Source organism: Spirosoma sp. SC4-14, from assembly GCF_037201965.1.
Classification (GTDB): Bacteria; Bacteroidota; Bacteroidia; order Cytophagales; family Spirosomataceae; genus Spirosoma.
Window position 1 is genome coordinate 2,788,295 of sequence record NZ_CP147518.1, and the last position, 17,341, is coordinate 2,805,635.

Sequence of the window (17,341 nt, forward strand, 5' to 3'; positions counted from 1 at the left end):
TAAACCACTTACTTCTTCCGTTTGGCAATGATAAAGCTTCCCCAAATGGCTCGGGTGCGTAGTGTATCGGTTCCGGCAATGAGAGTGCCGCTAATTCTGCCAGCGAGGTATTCATTGCCATTTCGGCTGACCTGTGTCAGTATCTGCGAGTTACGTGGGAAGCCTGGGTCTTCAAATGATACTCCATAACTTGTTGCAGTCGCCTGTTCAGGTTTCAGTGCCGGAAAACTTAACTGCGTAAATGCATAAGGAGTTGATATTGTATAGGTTTTGCCAAAAGCGGTTAGATTCGTGCCGTGATTAAGGGTTAGCGCCATGTTGCCACCGGCTCCGTCGTATAGTCCTGTCATATAATCAACATCGCTGCCTGCCAATACAGTTGAGAAAGCAGGCTGGCGATTCACAAACTTAGCCAGATAACTATCTTCTTTCTGGCTTGTCCGTAACGTGTCTTTACCAAAAATAAACGGCGTTCGTTCGGCTGTGAAAGTAGTGGCAAACCACAGGTTATCGTTTTCGTCTACGGCCAGAAAGCCTTTCTGAGTCAATGCGCCTGAAGGCTGCTCAAATGACCAACGTTCATTACCGGCAAAATCCCATTCTTTAATCAGGATACTACTGCTGTTGCTAAAACGTTCTCCGCCCACGGTGAGCGAATAGAACGTGTTATGCTTACTCAGGCGCAGGTCGTCGGCATTGTCGAAGAGAGCTGTGTTAATTGGCTTTTCCCAGAGCTTCGTTCCATTCGGATCGAAAGCAACCAGAAATGTATCATCGTCACCAGTATGGCCATTTTTACTGATGTTTGAACCCTGAGCTACAAAATTTCCATTAGGCAGCACGAGCAACTGCTCCAGAGATGTATTTTTTGCTGTTCGAAACTCTTTTGCCCAAAGTAGCCCGCCGTTTTTATCCAATTTAGCAATGAAGCCCCGGAATAGTGAGTCGTAAGGAAACAAAAGCTGTTCTCTGTAGGTCAGTGAACCGTAGAATCCGCCACAAACCAGTATGTTCTGATCCTTGTCGACTACAACCTTATTCGCAAAACAACGATCGTCGCGATTATCTGTGTTTTTTGGCATAAATTGATAATACCATTCACAGGTACGATCTGGATGAAATTTCAGGACAACGCCACTAAAATGGGTACCTGTCACCTGGGTTTGTTGGCAAAAGAGTGTCTGGCCAAAGCCAATTCCGGCTACATACAAATTTTCAGAAGCGTCGGCTACGAGTGCTTCTGTAGTGTAGCCCTGGCCAGGAAGGCCATCGGTAAATAACCAGGCTTCGGTAATCCGTTTATCGGAACAGGGCTTAAATAGGCAGCAGGCCGATACCAGAATAGAAACCAGAGGAATAAGGAGTAGTGATTTTTTCATGGTGGGTATAACTCGGTTAAAGTTTTACCCTAATAACCAGTTTTTTAGCAGTTTTTTCAACTGACTATCCCTGAATTAGATACCCACGAAAGGCCCATCGTACTTTACGGTCTTTTTTCTGGTTTTGACCCGGTTATAGCCTTTGATAACGGCTCTTTAATTACATCAAAATGTTATTCACGGCCTGAATAGCTGGTGGAAGGTTAGTTTCGTCGAGCATTTCGCGCAGGTCGATTTCAATAGTTCGACTCATCGAGGTGATGGGCGTATCGTTGGGGCCACCTTCGAATGGGTTCTCGGTGCTTTCGCCAATTTTTTCGAGGGTCGTAAAAACCCACGAAACTACTACGCTAAAAGGAATGGTTAACCAAACCAGATTGTCGCCCAGTTTGTCGAACTCTTTCAGCAGCCCAAACGGAACCATGATCACGAACAGGCGAATGAAAAACTGGTTGATGGTGGCGAACTGACGCGGGTAAGGAAAATTTTTGATTCGTTCGCTCTTTCCCTGATGGTCGTAGAACTCTTTCAAAAGCGATTCAAGCTGCACATACTGTAATTCGGTAATCCAGCCCTGATCCGATAAGGTCTGTAATTGCTTCGATTGTAAGCTAATGAGTTGGGTAGCCCGGTTTTTCTTGCTCAACACATACGACACCTCATCGGGCGACAGCAACGGCTGAAGCTCATCGTTCAGATTGCCGACCCGCTCCGGAATTGTGTAGCGTGAAGCATATTCGGTATTATAGCGTTTCGTGAAAATATTTTCCCAGCTACGCGATTCGCGTAGCTGATACCGAAGGGCGGTCATCCAGGCAATATGCCGGTAAATGAGCTGTTGGTGAACAAGCAGCCGCTCGGATGCCGTTGCTGAGGGCGAACGAATAAAATCCCGCACCATAATTCCCCAGGTTCGACTGCTGTTGACGATACCACCCCAAATTTGCCGGGCTTCCCAGGCACGGGCATAGGTGGCACTATTCTTAAAACCGGCAATAAATGCAGCCGCAGTTCCCATTAAGGCGACTGGCACCCATGGAATAGACAGCCAGTTCCAGCCAGCAACGGCATACAGACCCGTAGCCAGAACGGCTATGCCAGTAAGAACATAAATGTCTCGTCTTGTCCAGAGAATGAGTTCCTTAAACGTATAGTTACGGCCAGTGTGCATAGGTTATTCGGGTCTTTGTGTTTGAGAAGAAACAATACCCAGCGCATAATTAAGCTGGATGGCGATAATGCAGGCAATGCTTAAATAAGTGCTGACGAAACAGAGGAGTGCACAAAAAAAATAGAGACTTTGGGCCGTTCGGATGCGGCTCCTGACGGCCTGGTCAACAAGTATCTTCTTCTCGTCGTGGAGAGATAAATAATCGTGTTTGTAGGCATAGTCCCAGTGAATAAACAGCATAGTGCCTAAGGCGAAAATATTAAACCAATAAATGCCAATTGATAATTCATTGGCGATATGATTACTCAGGATATTGGTCGTAAAGGGGATAATTGATACGAATAAGAGAAAAAACAGCGAATACCACGACAGGTTCCGGTCATATTTTACGATATAATTAAACTGCGTGGAATGACCTGTCCAGAAAATTCCCAGCGTCATGAAACTCAGAAAATAGGTGAGTAGTTTAGGCAGAAGACTTTTCAATGAAAGCAGCAGTTCGGTATTTGATTGCAGCGTGTCACTAACCGGATCTTTGAGGTCGAATACCAGAATGGTCATGGCAATGGAAAACAAACCATCACTCAAGGCCTCAATTCGTTGTATACGCTGCCCCGATATTTTGTTATAGGTCGACATGAGGGTTGCTACAGAAAAGCATTATCTGCTAATGTACGACGCATACATATGCGCCTGGCCATAAAGGGAAGGCCGCTCTCCTACTTTTTTGATGGAACCGAAACCTAAGCTATGAAACAACTGACCCAACGAGCGAAAACCGATTGGGTAGGGAACCCACGGATTGGCTTTTTCGGTGTCATATTCTACAATCAGAAAGCTGCCGGAGTCGGTAAGGTGTTGTATCGCTTTTTGCAGAAAGCCTTTTTTGTCGTTTACATAGTGGAGCGAATTGGCCATAAGTATACCATCCAGATTTTGGAAAGGCCAGTCATCCTGTATAAAATCGAGCCAAACCGGTTCAATTCTCACACTGTTTTCCCTACTGATCGACTGAAGTGCCGAGCGGTCGGTATCAACGGCATAAATCACACTACCCGGTTTCTGGAAACTCGCCAGCGCCTTCGTAAATAGCCCTTTCCCGCAACCCAGGTCGGCCCACTGTGTGGCCTGATTTTGTCTATAATCAGTGGTTTCAATCAGCGAAATAGCGTCAGTAAGCTGCATAATTTCCAGACACTTAGTGCCTGTTTACGAGTGGATGTTGAAGATAGATAATGAGTAGCGATAAGAGAAAGAAAGGAAGCTCAATGGCTACGCCTTTCAAATCCTGATCTTTCAGATGAAAGGCAATAATGACGAGTATTCCAGCCGCCGTTATAAAATTACCCCAGACAAAAGTTGGCGGAAAAAGCACTAATACGGCGCCCAGAATGGTAAAAGCCCCCAAAATCATCAGGGCCGTTTTTCCGATTGCCCATTTGCTGAACATAGCGGTTATTTCGGGTTTGCCGGTGAGCATGGCCCAGCCTTGTTTTATACCCATATATAAGGCAAAAAGAATCAGGATCGTATTTAGTATTTTGATTGTCAGGGCCATAGTTTAACTGTTTTTTGAGTATATGAAGGAAAGGGAAGCGAATATAAGAACAGCAATAGCCGAATTGCGCAATTCGGCTATTGCTCACTGCAACAAAGATTGGCAACTTTCGGCGGTTGATTATGGTGAGCTTTTCCGAATTTATGGTTATTATTTTTAACGAGAGCGCAAACAAAAAGCCCTCGCTGATTGCTCAGGAGGGCTTTGCTGTATCTATTAGTTTATTTGCCAGAACAGGCCGATTTATTTGGCCGAAACCTGACCGCGCAGTGCGCGTGGGATTTCAATGCTGGCTACTGGGTTCGATATTTGTTCGAGCAGTTCGATATTTTGCACCTGAATCTGACCAACACGAACCGATTTACCTAAATCAAGACCCGTTACGTCGACGTCGATAAAGTCTGGAATATTTTCAACCATACCTTTCACGCGCAGTTTCCGAACACGGGTTACTAACTTACCACCTTTTTGGACACCCGGAGCCGTACCGACCAGACGAACAGGAACAGCCAGCTTAACAGGTTTATTATCAATGATCTGAAGGAAGTCAGCGTGCAACAGACTGTCGCTCACTGGATGGAACTGAGCTTCCTGAAGTAAAGCACGGTACACATCGCCTTCAATGTTCAGCGATACTTCGTAAACATTTGGTGTGTAGATCAATTGACGAAATAGAATAACTGGCGCATAGAAATGAATCTGTTCATTTCCGCCATATAACACGCACGGAACATTGCCCTCGGCCCGAATCGCCTGTGATTCCGCGCGGCCGAGATTCGCTCGTTTATACCCTACAATCTCGATTTTTTTCATGAGTTTGAAATGATTGACTTGTTGAATGACTGACTTGTTGAATAACTGGCCGACTGAATAGTTCAATCACTCAATCATTCAGCAACTCACTCAATTTTTTATAAACAGTGAACTAATAGATTCATGGTCGCGAATGCGGCCGATGGCTTTGGCAAAAAGCTCCGCTACCGACAACACTCTGATTTTTGGGTTCGACTCCTTCAGCGGGAGCGTATCCGCAACAACTAATTCTTCCAGCACCGAATTCGAAATATTCTCGTGTGCTTTACCCGACATGATTGGATGTGTACACACGGCCCGAACCGATGCGGCTCCTTTATCCATAATAATCTGAGCCGCTTTGGCCATTGTGCCGCCCGTATCGATCAGATCGTCGACGAGCACAACATTGGCTCCTTCAACATCACCAATAACCTGCATGGAGGCAATTTCATTGGCTCGTTTCCGGTGCTTGTCGCACAGAACAATGTCGGCATTGAAATGCTTGGCAAATGTACGGGCGCGATTGGCACCACCAACATCGGGCGAAGCAATAACCAGATTTTCGAGGTTCAGGCTTTTAATGTAGGGTACAAAAACCGATGTGCCTTCCAGATGATCGACCGGAAAATCGAAAAAGCCCTGAATTTGCCCGGCGTGAAGGTCAATCGTCATCAATCGATCGGCTCCCGATGCAGCCAGCATATTGGCAACCAGCTTGGCGGCAATCGAAACCCGAGGCTTGTCTTTACGATCCTGGCGGGCATAACCGAAATAAGGAATTACAACCGTAACATAGTGTGCTGACGCTCGCCGAGCCGCATCGACCATAAGAAGTAATTCCATCAGGTTATCCCCTGGAGGGGGGGTCGACTGAATCAGGAATACGTCGCACCCACGGATAGATTCTTCAAAGCTAGGCGACATCTCGCCGTCGCTGAAGCGCCGACAAGTATATCCACCTAAATCTTTACCGTAATAGTGTGCAATTTTTTCGGCTAGATAAGTCGATTGAGTTCCTGAAAAAATCTTAACCGGATTGAAGGAAGCCATCAGTACCTGACAAATTTCCCGCAAAGGTACGAAAAATTTAAGCAGTTTACCGATGATACTCTATAAGTTTATTTGAATAAAGATACTATGAGTTTGGTAATCAGTCTGTTCGGGCTGTAAATGAGCCTGGGGCACTACGATACACTGTTTTGCGTGAATACGTTGCCAAAAGCAGTGTATTGTAGCCCTTATGCCTTTGCCTGATGGTTATACCGATGTTGTAGCGACCGCAGAATAATAACGCAGAGTGTTGCTGCCAGGACACCAATACCGGCACCTGCCAGTACATCCAACGGATAATGAGCCGCTACGTAGATGCGACTGTAGGAAACGAAGGCCGCCCACAAGAATACCCATTTCGTCCAGGAATGTTGTTTACCAGTCATCAGCCATAAGCCCGTTGCCAGGGCAAATGTGTTGGCTGCATGAGATGAGGCAAAGCCATATTGCCCACCGCATTCCATTACTGGATGAATCATTCGCTGAAGAGCCGGAACATGGCAGGGCCTGAGTCGCAGCGTGAGCGGCTTAAGCAGTGCCGATGCCGTTTGGTCGCTGATAGCAACGGCCGCAACTAGTGTCAACACCATCCAGATTGCCTGCTTTCGATACTGGTAGGCTAACCAGATGATTAGGGCTGCATAAAACGGAAACCAGCTATTACGCTCCGTGGCAAAGATCATAATCGGATCGAGCCAGGAAGCATACAGGCCATTTAGCCAGAGAAAGAGATCCGTATCAAGTTGATTGATCGCGTCGCGCAAAGTGGGAAATTCGGTTTACAGTATTCGGTTTACGGTTGCTCTGCCTATTAGTTTGCTTTTGATGCGGAGCAACCGTAAACGTTTTTACAACACAAGAAACTGGCTGAGGTAATTACGGGCGGTCAGAATAGCCGTTTTAACATCGTCGGCGCTGCCTTCATAGGCTTTATCCTCTACTTCAATGCATATAGGGCCACGGTAGCGCACATCGGTCAGGGCCGCAAAAAAATCCCGCCAGCGAACGTCGCCCAGGCCTGGCAGTTTGGGCGAATGATACTCCAGCGGGTTGGCCATAATACCTACCCGGTTTAGTTTATCGCGATAGAGTTTTACGTCTTTGAGGTGAATGTGGTGCAGACGGTCGCGGTAATCGTAAATTGGTTTTACTTCGTCCATCATCTGCCAGATGAGGTGGCTGGGGTCGTAGTTTAACCCAAGCGCCCGCGACGGAATAATCTCAAACATTCGGTCCCAGATGGCAGGTGTTGTCGCCAGATTTTTGCCGCCGGGCCATTCGTCGTCCGTAAACCACATGGGGCAGTTTTCGATACCGATTTTGATATTGTTCTCTTCAGCCTCTTTTACGATGGCTGGCCAGTGTTCGGCATAGAGTTTCAGGTTTTCGGAAATGCTCAGCGATGGGTTCCGCCCTATAAATGTATTGACGACAGGAATACCCAACTTAGCGGCTGCCCGTATAATTTTTTTGATATGTTCCCGATAGAATGCCGCCTGCTCGGGGTTGGGGTCCAGCGGATTAGGATAGTAGCCCAGCCCCGAAATCGACACGCCATATTGTTGGCTAAGCGCATGAACCTGCTCGGTGTTCAGGTTGTCGACATCGATGTGTGTTACACCGGCATACCGGCGGGCATCGGCATTGCCACTGGGCCAGCACATTATTTCTACACACTTAAAGTTGTGTTCGGAGGCAAATTTAAGAACCCCATTCAAATCATAATCGGCCAGAATTGCCGATACAAAGCCAAGGTTGAGCATAAGAAAACAGAACGTAAAGAAATAAGACGCTAAGATAGGCGATTGTTCGGAGACTCGTTGCGCTATCGGCAGTAGGGTAGTTCTTTACGTTCTGTCTAATCATTGCCAAAAAGGTTAGGGTGTCACCAGGCCCATTCGTACGGCCCAGAGCGCTAGCCCTACCCGGCTTTTTAGTTGTAATCGCTCAAAGAGCGCTTCGCGATAGCCATCTACCGTGCGCGGACTTACGTGCATACGGTCGGCAATTTGAACGTATGTAAGTTCTGTACAGGCCAGTTGAATAAAATGAAGTTCGCGGTTGCTTAACTTAAAAAGAGGAGCAACCAGCGGGGGTTGAAAAGGGAGGATGGTATTCATAAAAGGGGTGGTTTACAGGTTAGCGAGAAATCTGGCTAACTATCTGTAAATAAACGGCTATTACCCCTATTTCAAAATGAAGTGAGCTAACGGTAACACATTGTAAAATGATCACTTTTAAGGAGTTATAGATGCCTGATGCATACCATTTGTTAAATGGGTAGTCAGGTCTGATGCCGCTGTCTGAGCGAATAGGCAGTAGACTGGAAAACGACCGGACTGGCTTCCGGAATTAAGGGGACGATTACATCGAAGGAATGGTCACGCTCGGCAATGTCGATGGTTGGTTGGTTCAGTAACTGGTATTTTCGGTTGATGTTCTGAAGCCCTTTTTTTGTTGACAGGAGCCGGTTGACCTGTTTGCGTTGTAGATTATTGCGAACGATCAGGAAGCCCTCGTTATCGGTAAATATTTTTATGAGCAGTGGCGCTTTGACCGAGACAACATTATGTTTTACCGCATTTTCGACCAGAAGCTGGAGCGTTATGGGCGGAAGCAGGCTTTTCTGGTAGGTCTGATCCACCGAAATTTCGAGATCAATTGCCTGACCGTATCGCGTTTTTAGTAGATGATAATAGGAGCCAATAAACGTCAATTCTCTCGCCAGCGGAATGAGCTCGTGGTCGCTGGCCTGGAGCAAATAGCGATACACATTGGAGAGTTCATCAACAAAGCGCTCGGCTTTTGGCGGATTGTCGGCAATGAGTGACGACAGCGAATTAAGACTATTGAACAGAAAGTGAGGGCTAAGCTGGGCCTGTAATGCCCGCATCTGCATCTCGGCTACTTCATGCTGTAGCTGTTGCAGGGTTTGCCCGGCTCTGTTTTGTTCGTATTGCCGTTGCTCTCGTTCTCGGGCGAGTGCCTGTTCGAATAGGGCCTTCTTGACGGCTGCGCGCCGATGGCGATAGGTTAAGCCCAGCGAAAAAAAGAGTAGTTCGAGGAGTATGCCAATTTGCAGGTAGGTTAGTGGAGTTCGCCAGAAGGCCGGGCCGAAGTCTGGCAAAACCATTGTCAGAATCATGGCTACTAAGGCTCCTGATACCAGCATAGCCGATCCGGTGATGAAAAAACGGGTAATGGGATCTCTACGCTTATAAATGATAGCGACAAGGTAGCCCGATAAGAGAGCCATACTGATTCGCACTACCGTATGAATAAGTTCATGAACGGGCTGTTGCCAATAATCCGTCAGGAAGCAAACGATGAGTTCAATCCCAATATAGAGGCCAAGTCCTGACTGTATGAATCGAAAAAGAGACAGCAGGTGTGGGCGATATTGCCGCAGATTCAGAAAAGCAATGGTAAAGTCGTAATAAACCAGATAGGCAAGCATAGGGCCGGTGATCCGCACAAAATCGGAGGTTTTCTCGGGCAAATCGTCTGCCGACCGTAAGGGGAAGTAAATAAACCAGATTAGCAGATAAACGGTATAAAGACCATAAATACGTTCGCGATAGAAGGCCCATTGCACAATGTTGTACAGTAGAATTGCTGCCATCATGCCCAGAAAGAGGAAGAGCCAGGTTTCGTAAACCATAGTCTTTAATAACTGTGGACTAAAAAGAGTGCATAAAACTAAAAAAGTTGCATGTACAAATCATCAACTAATTAATCAACGGCAAAAAGGCTGTGTCACCGGCAAAAAAAGAGACAATAGCCGCTACGTGCGGAGCTGCGGCATGCCCAGAATCATGCATAAAAAGAAAAGGCTCCCATTGCGGAGAGCCTTTCTTTTTGTGCTATTGCTAAAATCGATTACTTGATGGAATCTCTTTTCGTCGTATCGGTTGTCATTGTCGTGTCGGTCGACATGGTCGATGCCGAATCCGACGACATAGTTGTTGAATCCGTTACTGTAGTCGACGATTCGGTCGATTCGGTTTTCGTGCTTGAGCAGGCTGTTGTTAGGGCCATCATCGAAAGCAGGAAGAATGCATATTTAGCCACGATTTTCATAGAATTAAGGTTGTTAATTGTTTCTCCATTAATCCTATAGTAAAAGAAAAGTAACCCGTCGTTTAACCATTTTTTTTAGCGCATTTATGGGAAACTGCTTTATAGCCCTTATTCTATGAAAAAAGATTGGGTAAGTTGTTCAATTATAGGAACATACCGCCTGATGCTTCGATGCGTTGTGCATTCACCCAGCGGGCATCTGGCGAACACAGAAAAGCGACTACGCCCCCAATATCGTCGGGCTGGCCGAAACGCCCCAGTGCCGTCTGTGATGAAATATAGGCTTCCAGACCGGGGTGTGCTTCGCGGGCGGCTTTTGTGAAGTCGGTTTCGATAATGCCCGGTGCTACCAGATTGGCTCGAATGCCACGTGCCCCTAATTCTTTGGCCAGGTATTTTGTGAACACTTCAATTGCGCCTTTCATGGTTGCATAAGCGGCATAGCCTGGGGTAGTAAAGCGGGTCAGTCCCGTCGATACATTGACAATGCCGCCGTTGTCGGCCAGGAGCGGAAGGGCTTTTTGAGTCAGGAAATAGACGCCTTTTAGATGAATATTGAACAGATTGTCGAAGTCTTCTTCTGTGGTTTGAGCGAAAGGCGAAGCGGCATCGATACCGGCGTTATTGACCAGAAAATCGATTGTGCTACGTCCCCATTTTTCGTTAAGTAGCGAAGAAACCGTTTCCAGAAAAGCATCGAATGTGCTCACAAGGCTCGTATCCAGTTGAAGGGCGGCAGCTTTTCGGCCGGTTTGTTCAATTTCCCGGACAACGGCTTCGGCTTCTTCCTGTTTTGACCGATAGGTCAGAATAACATCTATTCCGCTGGCTGCCAGTCGCAGCGCCATATTTTTGCCTAATCCGCGACTTCCACCTGTTACTACTGCAATTTTGTTTTCCGTTGCCATCTTGTTTGTTGTTAATTGACGGCACAAAATTGCGGAATACGATCAGGCGGTTTCTGGTGAGAGTTTCAGATTAAATGGTGAGTAGTTCAGTTTTTTTCCATTCGCCCTGCCAGATTTCTTCCCGATACTGCTTTGGCGTTACACCCTGAAACCGTTTAAAGAACTTCGTAAAGTTCGACGGGTCGAAGGTGAGCGTAGCTGCAATATCGGCTATGGTTCGGTGCGGGTCCTGCAGCATGGTTCGGGCAATGACCATAATCTTACTTTCGAAGAAATAGCAGGGCGATTTGCCGGTTGTCAGCTTAATGGTATTACTAAGGTGGGTAGGATGGATGTGCATTTCGTCGGCAATGTCCCGAATTTCGTACATATCCGTGACGCGCCCTTCCACAATATCGGCCAGATGCCGGTCCAGCAGTTTCAAAAAATCGGCCGTGATCTCGTGCTGTCGGGCCGCAATTTTCTGCGGTAGTTTATAAGTTGCCATAGTGTTGCCAGCAGATTCGCTGATAAAAGTAACCATTTACGGATGGTTTTTGATCGGCAATGTACCGGCAAAGCCCGATATGCCTGTATAAACCCAATGAATAGCATGGGAATACACAACTCCCGCCCTACCTTTGCCGCTAAAATTGACAGGCAGTTTTTTGTCTAACTTCTTATATCGTTCGTTATACATGGAATACCGCATCGAGAAAGACACGATGGGCCAGGTACAGGTTCCGGCCAATGTCTACTGGGGCGCACAAACCCAGCGTTCCATCGAAAACTTCAAAATTGCTCAGGACATTAATAAAATGCCCCGCGAGATTATCCGGGCGTTTGCTTATCTTAAAAAAGCGGCTGCATTAACCAACCTTGATGCGGGTGTATTACCAAAAGAAAAAAGTGATCTGATTGGTCAGGTCTGCGACGAAATTCTGGATGGTAAACTGGACGATCAGTTTCCGCTGGTGGTTTGGCAAACCGGCTCGGGTACGCAGTCGAACATGAACGTCAACGAAGTGGTGGCATACCGCGCACACGTATTGCACGGTGGCCAGCTTACCGACGAGAAGAAGTTTCTGCATCCAAACGATGATGTTAATAAGTCGCAGTCGTCGAACGATACATTCCCGACGGCCATGCATATTGCGGCTTACAAAATCCTGCTCGACGTAACCATTCCGGGTATTACCAAACTGCGCAATACGCTGGCTGCCAAATCGAAGCAGTTTATGCATATCGTTAAAATTGGCCGGACGCACTTCATGGATGCCACTCCGCTGACAGTAGGGCAGGAGTTTTCGGGTTATGTATCGCAGCTCGACCATGGTCTGCGGGCCATCAACAACTCGCTGGCACACCTGAGCGAACTGGCACTTGGCGGAACGGCCGTAGGTACGGGCATCAACACGCCACCGAACTACTCCGAAAACGTAGCCAAACACATTGCCAGTCTGACGGGTTTGCCGTTCGTTACGGCCGAAAACAAGTTTGAGGCACTGGCGGCTCATGATGCCATCGTGGAAGCCCACGGTGCGCTGAAAACAGTGGCTGCCAGTCTGATGAAAATTGGTAACGACATTCGGATGCTGTCGTCGGGGCCACGGGCTGGTATTGGCGAATTACACATTCCTGATAATGAGCCAGGTTCGTCGATCATGCCGGGTAAGGTAAACCCAACGCAATGCGAAGCCATGACGATGGTAGCCGCGCAGGTAATGGGGAACGATGTGGCCATCAACTTCGGTGGTGCTATGGGCCATTTCGAGCTGAACGTATTCAAGCCGGTCATGATCTACAACTTCCTGCACTCGGCCCGGCTAATTGGCGATGTGTGCGTATCGTTCAACGATAAGTGTGCCGAAGGGATCGAGCCAATCGAAGCCAATATCAAAAAGCACGTCGATTCGTCGCTGATGCTGGTTACGGCGCTGAACACGAAAATTGGCTATTACAAAGCGGCCGAAATTGCCCAGACTGCTCATAAAACCGGCTCTACCCTAAAAGAAACCGCTCTGAAACTAGGTTACCTCACCGAAGAGGAATTTAACGAGTGGGTTAAACCCGAAGATATGGTTGGGGATATTAAGTAACAGACCTCAACTAACTCATGCCGAAGTGTAGCCGAAAGTTGTTTCGGCTACACTTCGGCTATTTATTTCTAATGCGTTATTTAGCTGTATTACTGATCTTTCTTCTCGTTATAGGTAGTGCCAGGTCTCAGGACAAGGACTGTGTAAATGACTATTATGCTCGACAACGGATCATCGACTCAATACTAAAAAGCTATCGGCCTATCTATGATTTTCATAAGCATGAGCGTATAGCCAGTATAGGCGCCGGGAGTGCGAATCGGGAAATAATCTATTCCATGATGGCCGATAGTCTTACGTTTTATCTCCAGGATATAAACCCAGTCTGCCTGGAACCTGATATACTTTTGGCAACTACCCGAAGATTATACGCTGTGACTGGCCTGGCTTGCACCGCATCGTTTATTCCTATACGGGGAAGAACTAAAGAGACAAAACTTCCGGCTCAATTCTTTGATAAAATCATCATCGAGAACAGCCTGCACGAATTTGAGTTTCCTGACGAGATGCTCAGAAGTATTAAAGGCAATTTGAAAAAAGGAGGTTGTTTATTTATTGCGGAACTTCTTGCTCGGAGACCCGGTAAGAAACACATCGATTGTCGGAAGCCGATGTATACTGAAGAAACGCTGATTGAACGATTAAAAAATAATGGATTTCGACTGACCCGAACAGACAAGGTTTACCCGTTTAACGACTATGGTAAAGTTTTTAAGTTTGAGATAGCTGAATAGCTTTTAGGCCCAAATAAAAATCCGCCGGAAGAATGACCTTCCGGCGGGTTGCTTTATAGCGGATTTGTTGCACTCATTTACTTTATGCTCAGTGGAGCTTTTTTGTACTTAGCCGTACGGGCATCCTCAATAACGCCTTTCCAGTTCAGCCCATAGCCAAAATCGTAGGCATTTCCGGCCGAATCGACGTAGGGTTTCATGTCGCGGGGCACATCTTCGGCCTGCGCTTCCACGGTTTGCATATTGGCAGGCATTTGCATCGGTAACAAGGCCGATGGTTCGCTGGCTCCGGTCAGAATATCCATCAGCGCCTGATCCTGAACGCCAAAATGAGCCAGTAAGGCATTCGTCTGTTTTTCAAACTCACCCACAACAGTTGGGTTCGAAACCAGCAGCGATACAATTACAGGCTTTCCCTTCATTTTGGCATACGTATCGGTTACCATGCCCAGGTCGGTACTGTTGATGGTTTTGGCCGTTTTGCCGTTGTAGGTCCGGTTCGTGAATTTTTCGAGCGGGTCGCCACCGGCAATACTTGGGTTGCGGGTATTGTGAGCCGTATAGTCGCCGTATTGAAGGCTGACGGGAACGTAACCTGTTCCGTCCGCTTTGGCATCATCACTGCTATAACCACCCCCCGAATTGGGGCTTTGGATGAACACCAGCGCATAGTCGGCCTCGTTGGGGTTATCGGTCACCGTGAAATATTTTTTCACGATGTTCAGATTTACCGGATATTCCAGTTTTTCGGGTGTTTCCATACCAAGGAAGTTGCGTCCGGCAGGTGTAAAACGCTTGGGAATGTAAACGGTTTTTCCTTTCGTCAAGGGCAACGTTTTGGCGTTGTTTTTCAGCATTACCACCGACTGTAGCTGCGCCTGATAGCCAGCTTGCATGAAATCGGATTTCCCGACGATAGTGCGCGAAACCGTTGGGTCCAGATACGGATTTTCGAACAAGCCAACCTGAAAAATATTGGTCAGCAACCGAACCGCCGATTGTTCGAACCGGGCACGCATAGCCGCTTCTCCTTTTTCTTTAACGCCCATTTTGTAGGCCTCAATTACCGGACCAGCATCGTTGTTGCCGCCAAACTGATCGGCTCCGGCCATCAGGATTTTGTAATGGCGTTCGGGCACCGTTAACGTTTCGACACCCCACGATTTGCCAGTCAGAAAAACATCGACAGCCGTTTCGTCGGCCGTAATGAGCCAGTCGGTGCAAACCACGCCATCGTATTTGTATTTTCCACGAAGTAGGTCGCCGATAATGTATTTGTTATAGCTGTTGCCGACGTTTTCGCCGTATTTCTTATCCTGATTGAACGAAATCGTATAGTAAGGCATCACGGCAGCCGCTTTGCTCGTTTTTCCGGCCAGTTTAAAAGCACCGTTGATGAAGGGTAGAAAATGCGATTCGAAGTTGCTGCCGGGATAAACCGCATATTTGCCATAGCCGTAGTGCGCATCGCGCCCACCTTCGCCCGAGCCGCCACCCGGCCAGTGTTTCACCATGGCATTGACGCTGTTGTAGCCCCAGCCACCCGTGATTTCCTTCGCACCGGTCGAAGTTTGAAAACCATCGATGTAGGCACGGGCCATGTCGGTTGCCAGTTTCGGGTCTTCGCCAAATGTACCGCTAACCCGATTCCAGCGCGGATCAGTAGCCAGGTCGACCTGCGGTGATAAGGCCGTTGCAATACCTAATGCCCGGTATTCGGTAGCGGCAATATGGCCATATTTATTGACTAGCTCAGGATTGAACGTTGCCGCCAGCCCCAGCGAACCCGGCCACATCGAGATAGAACCACCGGCTCCGGCGTTGTATTCGGCATCGGCGCGGGTACCATGCCGGGGATCAGAGCTACTATTGATCGGAATACCCATACCAAGTCCCTCTACCAGTGCCTGCGCATTATTGTTCCATTGAGCGGCTGCTTCAGGGCTTTGGACCGACGTGATCAACACATGCCGCAGGTTATCGTTGGTCAGAAATTCGCGTTGCTGATCTGACAGGTCCGACACATTGGCACCGCTTTGGGCAAATACTTTTCCGCCATAGGTTCCGGCAAACGGTCCGCCAGCCGCTGCAGGAATGGGCTGGTGACGGCTATAGAGCATCAATCCGGCAATTTGTTCGACCGATAATTTGGCTGCCAGATCTTTGGCACGGGCAGATACCGGTAGCCGCCAGTCTTCGTAAGGATCGAGTTTGTTGTTTTTGTTGAGGTCTTTAAAGGCGAAGCCGTTCACGGTCAGTATCTTCACGCCCGATGCCGGGGAGTAGCCAAGCGTCTGCCCACCTTTGTTGGTTACTTTGGTCCAACTACCGGTTTTGGTTTCAGTCCAGTTTTGCCCTACGGTGGTTGAGGCCGAAAAGAGCATGAGCAGGCCACTAATAGTAAGGGTATGGTTCATCATAGGTTAGAGTGGTATTGGGTAAGTCCGAATTCTTACGGATTATGTTACAATGTGTAAGAAATACGGAATGAGTGCTCAAAATAATTACTTTTTGTCGAGACTGGATGCAATACCGTAGGGTTAATGCAAAAAAACTTCGTTCGGCTATAGCGGTTATAGCTATTTGGCCAGAATGAACTAAATAATGGATTTTTGTGTGTATATACATATAATGTAGTGGTTTGTATTTGCGGGTAACTTAGCCATTCGGTACGAACACACAGAAACTAGCTTGTATCTTAACCGATGAAGCGGAAAGACTTTTTAACAGCCATGATAGGTGCAACAACATTAACGGGTTTTAAGCAGTTTACGGACGAACTTGCTGAGCAAGGCCCTGAAATGCCCGTTCTGTTTGTGGGTCACGGATCGCCCATGAACGGTATTGAAAATAACGAGTTTAGCCAGTACTGGAGACAACTGGCTCAGGAAATTCCGGTTCCTAAGGCAGTTCTGGTTGTGTCGGCACACTGGCTGAGTCGTGGAACGCACATCACCGCAATGGATTTTCCGAAAACGATCCACGATTTTGGGGGCTTTCCCAAAGCATTGTTCGATGTGCAATATCCGGCACCTGGCAGTCCAACTCTGGCCAAAGAAACCGCCGGACTGATTCATTCGACGGTTGTTGGACTCGATCATGACTGGGGGCTCGATCATGGCACGTGGAGCGTGGTTCGGCAAATGTATCCTAACGCCAATATCCCGGTGCTGCAACTAAGTATCGACTATACGAAGGATGCTCAGTATCATTATGAGCTGGCAAAAGAACTGGCAACGCTTCGCCGGAAGGGGGTGCTGATTTTGGGGAGTGGCAATATGGTGCATAATCTGCGCATGCTGGCGTTACCCAAATCGGGCGATTTTAACGAAGCCTATGGGCACGATTGGGCAATTCATATGAATGATACGTTCAAGAAACTAATTATAAATGGCACTCACGACGATTTAATTCATTATGAGCGGTTAGGGCAGGAGGCTCGCCTGGCTATCCCGACGCCCGATCATTATCTGCCGCTGTTGTACACGCTGGCGCTTCAGGGCAAGCGCGACACGGTTTCATTTTTCAATGACAAAGCCGTGGCTGGATCGCTGACGATGACATCGGTCAGGATTGCAAATACCTGAT

General features: G+C 47.6%; 18 protein-coding genes. 3 read left to right on the forward strand and 15 right to left on the reverse strand.

Features of this window, described 5'->3' with window-relative positions:
• Positions 1 to 8: 8 nt before the first annotated feature.
• From WBJ53_RS11205 to WBJ53_RS11270, 14 genes are all read right to left on the reverse strand, one after another.
• Positions 9 to 1,379 (reverse strand): hypothetical protein, encoded by a 1,371-nt coding sequence (locus WBJ53_RS11205; RefSeq protein WP_338876210.1) that lies wholly within the window; start codon positions 1,377 to 1,379, stop codon positions 9 to 11.
• A 160-nt stretch (positions 1,380 to 1,539) separates the two neighbouring features.
• Positions 1,540 to 2,550, reverse strand: coding sequence for a bestrophin family ion channel (locus tag WBJ53_RS11210; protein WP_338876211.1), 1,011 nt, complete (start codon positions 2,548 to 2,550; stop codon positions 1,540 to 1,542).
• Positions 2,551 to 2,553: 3 nt separating this feature from the next.
• Positions 2,554 to 3,189 carry a TMEM175 family protein gene (locus WBJ53_RS11215; protein ID WP_338876212.1) on the reverse strand — a complete coding sequence of 212 codons (636 nt, stop codon included), beginning with the start codon at positions 3,187 to 3,189 and terminating at the stop codon, positions 2,554 to 2,556.
• A 21-nt stretch (positions 3,190 to 3,210) separates the two neighbouring features.
• Entirely contained in the window at positions 3,211 to 3,735 is a 525-nt protein-coding gene (locus WBJ53_RS11220) for a class I SAM-dependent methyltransferase (protein WP_338876213.1), read from the reverse strand.
• A 13-nt stretch (positions 3,736 to 3,748) separates the two neighbouring features.
• Positions 3,749 to 4,108 carry a DoxX family protein gene (locus tag WBJ53_RS11225; RefSeq protein ID WP_338876214.1) on the reverse strand — a complete coding sequence of 120 codons (360 nt, stop codon included), beginning with the start codon at positions 4,106 to 4,108 and terminating at the stop codon, positions 3,749 to 3,751.
• A 243-nt stretch (positions 4,109 to 4,351) separates the two neighbouring features.
• Complete coding sequence (locus tag WBJ53_RS11230) at positions 4,352 to 4,921, reverse strand: 50S ribosomal protein L25/general stress protein Ctc (RefSeq protein WP_338876215.1); 570 nt, start codon at positions 4,919 to 4,921, stop codon at positions 4,352 to 4,354.
• A gap of 90 nt (positions 4,922 to 5,011) precedes the next feature.
• The gene (locus WBJ53_RS11235) at positions 5,012 to 5,953 is read right to left on the reverse strand and encodes a ribose-phosphate pyrophosphokinase (protein WP_338877182.1); all 942 of its coding nucleotides are present in this window, start codon (positions 5,951 to 5,953) and stop codon (positions 5,012 to 5,014) included.
• 188 nt (positions 5,954 to 6,141) lie between these two features.
• Positions 6,142 to 6,717, reverse strand: coding sequence for a phosphatase PAP2 family protein (locus WBJ53_RS11240; protein WP_338876216.1), 576 nt, complete (start codon positions 6,715 to 6,717; stop codon positions 6,142 to 6,144).
• Between the two features lie 84 nt (positions 6,718 to 6,801).
• Positions 6,802 to 7,716, reverse strand: a complete 915-nt coding sequence (locus tag WBJ53_RS11245) for a sugar phosphate isomerase/epimerase family protein (protein WP_338876217.1) — start codon at positions 7,714 to 7,716, stop codon at positions 6,802 to 6,804.
• Between the two features lie 114 nt (positions 7,717 to 7,830).
• Positions 7,831 to 8,073, reverse strand: a complete 243-nt coding sequence (locus tag WBJ53_RS11250; RefSeq protein WP_338876218.1) for a LuxR C-terminal-related transcriptional regulator — start codon at positions 8,071 to 8,073, stop codon at positions 7,831 to 7,833.
• A gap of 164 nt (positions 8,074 to 8,237) precedes the next feature.
• Positions 8,238 to 9,614, reverse strand: a complete 1,377-nt coding sequence (locus WBJ53_RS11255) for a histidine kinase (RefSeq protein WP_338876219.1) — start codon at positions 9,612 to 9,614, stop codon at positions 8,238 to 8,240.
• Between the two features lie 218 nt (positions 9,615 to 9,832).
• The gene (locus tag WBJ53_RS11260; protein ID WP_338876220.1) at positions 9,833 to 10,033 is read right to left on the reverse strand and encodes a hypothetical protein; all 201 of its coding nucleotides are present in this window, start codon (positions 10,031 to 10,033) and stop codon (positions 9,833 to 9,835) included.
• Positions 10,034 to 10,176: 143 nt separating this feature from the next.
• A complete protein-coding gene (locus tag WBJ53_RS11265) occupies positions 10,177 to 10,941 on the reverse strand; it encodes an SDR family oxidoreductase (RefSeq protein ID WP_338876221.1) in 765 nt (254 codons plus the stop codon).
• A gap of 70 nt (positions 10,942 to 11,011) precedes the next feature.
• A complete protein-coding gene (locus tag WBJ53_RS11270) occupies positions 11,012 to 11,428 on the reverse strand; it encodes an AraC family transcriptional regulator (RefSeq protein ID WP_338876222.1) in 417 nt (138 codons plus the stop codon).
• A 190-nt stretch (positions 11,429 to 11,618) separates the two neighbouring features.
• On the opposite strand from WBJ53_RS11270, the gene fumC reads away from it, so the two are divergent.
• Positions 11,619 to 13,019, forward strand: a complete 1,401-nt coding sequence (gene fumC, locus WBJ53_RS11275; RefSeq protein ID WP_338876223.1) for a class II fumarate hydratase — start codon at positions 11,619 to 11,621, stop codon at positions 13,017 to 13,019.
• Positions 13,020 to 13,090: 71 nt separating this feature from the next.
• Complete coding sequence (locus tag WBJ53_RS11280; RefSeq protein WP_338876224.1) at positions 13,091 to 13,753, forward strand: hypothetical protein; 663 nt, start codon at positions 13,091 to 13,093, stop codon at positions 13,751 to 13,753.
• A 77-nt stretch (positions 13,754 to 13,830) separates the two neighbouring features.
• Here WBJ53_RS11280 and WBJ53_RS11285 read toward each other — a convergent pair whose 3' ends face one another.
• Positions 13,831 to 16,170 (reverse strand): glycoside hydrolase family 3 N-terminal domain-containing protein, encoded by a 2,340-nt coding sequence (locus WBJ53_RS11285; RefSeq protein WP_338877183.1) that lies wholly within the window; start codon positions 16,168 to 16,170, stop codon positions 13,831 to 13,833.
• 288 nt (positions 16,171 to 16,458) lie between these two features.
• Here WBJ53_RS11285 and ygiD point away from each other — a divergent pair, with 288 nt between their 5' ends.
• The gene (gene ygiD / locus WBJ53_RS11290; protein ID WP_338876225.1) at positions 16,459 to 17,340 is read left to right on the forward strand and encodes a 4,5-DOPA dioxygenase extradiol; all 882 of its coding nucleotides are present in this window, start codon (positions 16,459 to 16,461) and stop codon (positions 17,338 to 17,340) included.
• The last annotated feature ends 1 nt before the right edge of the window (position 17,341 follow it).

Bases quoted from the DNA above. Each gene is read 5' to 3' on its own strand.
- WBJ53_RS11205 (WP_338876210.1), bottom strand. From the start codon at position 1,379: ATGAAAAAATCACTACTCCTTATTCCTCTGGTTTCTATTCTGGTATCG.
- WBJ53_RS11210 (WP_338876211.1), bottom strand. From the start codon at position 2,550: ATGCACACTGGCCGTAACTATACGTTTAAGGAACTCATTCTCTGGACA.
- WBJ53_RS11215 (WP_338876212.1), bottom strand. From the start codon at position 3,189: ATGTCGACCTATAACAAAATATCGGGGCAGCGTATACAACGAATTGAG.
- WBJ53_RS11220 (WP_338876213.1), bottom strand. From the start codon at position 3,735: ATGCAGCTTACTGACGCTATTTCGCTGATTGAAACCACTGATTATAGA.
- WBJ53_RS11225 (WP_338876214.1), bottom strand. From the start codon at position 4,108: ATGGCCCTGACAATCAAAATACTAAATACGATCCTGATTCTTTTTGCC.
- WBJ53_RS11230 (WP_338876215.1), bottom strand. From the start codon at position 4,921: ATGAAAAAAATCGAGATTGTAGGGTATAAACGAGCGAATCTCGGCCGC.
- WBJ53_RS11235 (WP_338877182.1), bottom strand. From the start codon at position 5,953: ATGGCTTCCTTCAATCCGGTTAAGATTTTTTCAGGAACTCAATCGACT.
- WBJ53_RS11245 (WP_338876217.1), bottom strand. From the start codon at position 7,716: ATGCTCAACCTTGGCTTTGTATCGGCAATTCTGGCCGATTATGATTTG.
- WBJ53_RS11250 (WP_338876218.1), bottom strand. From the start codon at position 8,073: ATGAATACCATCCTCCCTTTTCAACCCCCGCTGGTTGCTCCTCTTTTT.
- WBJ53_RS11255 (WP_338876219.1), bottom strand. From the start codon at position 9,614: ATGGTTTACGAAACCTGGCTCTTCCTCTTTCTGGGCATGATGGCAGCA.
- WBJ53_RS11260 (WP_338876220.1), bottom strand. From the start codon at position 10,033: ATGAAAATCGTGGCTAAATATGCATTCTTCCTGCTTTCGATGATGGCC.
- WBJ53_RS11265 (WP_338876221.1), bottom strand. From the start codon at position 10,941: ATGGCAACGGAAAACAAAATTGCAGTAGTAACAGGTGGAAGTCGCGGA.
- WBJ53_RS11270 (WP_338876222.1), bottom strand. From the start codon at position 11,428: ATGGCAACTTATAAACTACCGCAGAAAATTGCGGCCCGACAGCACGAG.
- fumC (WP_338876223.1), top strand. From the start codon at position 11,619: ATGGAATACCGCATCGAGAAAGACACGATGGGCCAGGTACAGGTTCCG.
- WBJ53_RS11280 (WP_338876224.1), top strand. From the start codon at position 13,091: ATGCGTTATTTAGCTGTATTACTGATCTTTCTTCTCGTTATAGGTAGT.
- WBJ53_RS11285 (WP_338877183.1), bottom strand. From the start codon at position 16,170: ATGAACCATACCCTTACTATTAGTGGCCTGCTCATGCTCTTTTCGGCC.
- ygiD (WP_338876225.1), top strand. From the start codon at position 16,459: ATGAAGCGGAAAGACTTTTTAACAGCCATGATAGGTGCAACAACATTA.